Raw genomic sequence first — 983 nt, forward strand, 5'->3', positions numbered from 1 at the left:
TGCTGGCTTCGATCACCTCGTAGCCTTGGCTTCCAAGGCCCATCCGCAGCAGCTTCCGAATTGGCGGTTCGTCGTCGATGACCAGAACTTTAATCGCCATGGCACTCACGCTGCACTGATCAAAGCATCGCGGCGCGATGCGACGGGAAGACGGATGGTCATCGCGGCACCGCTGCGATCGGAGCGATTGCCAGCCGACAATCGCCCGCCCATCGCTTCGATGAAACCGCGTGCGATCGCCAGGCCGAGGCCGGTTCCGGGCCGGACGTGGTCGCCCTTTCGTACGCGATAGAATTTGTCGAACACGGTTTCCAACTCGGCAGGCGGAATCCCCTCACCTTCATCGCGGACCTGGAGCTCGACCTGACCGCCGCTCTGCACAGCCCGAAGCTCGATCGCGCTGCCGGCCGGTGCATATTTGGCAGCGTTGTCGAGCAGATTGAACAGCGCCTGTTCGAACAGCACCGGATCGACCTCGATCATCGGCAGATCCTGGCCGAGATCCAGTTTCACCGTGTGCTGCGCCAGGATCGACGTCGCGCGCCGCAGCGTGGCGCCGACTAGTTCGCCGAGATCGTGGGCCGCGCTGTTCGGCACCACGGCACCGGATTCGAGCTTGGTCATGTCCAGCAGATTGGCGATGAAGCGGTTGAGACGTTCGGATTCCTCGACGATGGTGCCGATCAGTTCGGTCCGCTGCGCATCGCTCAGATGCGGCGCCAGATCCCGCATCGTCGTTGCCGCGCCGAGCACCGCGGCGAGCGGCGTCTTCAGATCGTGCGAAATCGAGGTGAGCAGCGCCTGACGCAACCGGTCGGATTCGGCATCGCGCTTGACCCGGTCCATGTCCTCGACCAGATGCACACGCTCGATTGCGAGCGCACCCTGGTCGGTGAGCGCGTCGAGCAGACGCCGCTGGTCCGGCGTCAGCAACGGCCCGACGCGATCATCGTCGATCCCGATCACGCCGATTGGCCCTCGCC

At 64.2% G+C, this 983-nt stretch carries 1 protein-coding gene and 1 pseudogene; both read right to left on the reverse strand.

Annotated elements, in window-relative coordinates; translation table 11 throughout:
* Positions 1 to 109 (reverse strand): annotated as a pseudogene (locus DYI24_RS28515) (DNA-binding response regulator); the annotation flags it as partial.
* On the reverse strand, positions 106 to 983 hold an 878-nt coding region (locus tag DYI24_RS27145), incomplete at its 5' end, for a sensor histidine kinase (protein ID WP_246701394.1). The gene DYI24_RS27145 and the pseudogene DYI24_RS28515, both read right to left, overlap by 4 nt.

This window comes from Rhodopseudomonas sp. BR0C11 (assembly GCF_010820945.1).
Lineage (GTDB): Bacteria > Pseudomonadota > Alphaproteobacteria > Rhizobiales > Xanthobacteraceae > Rhodopseudomonas > Rhodopseudomonas palustris_H.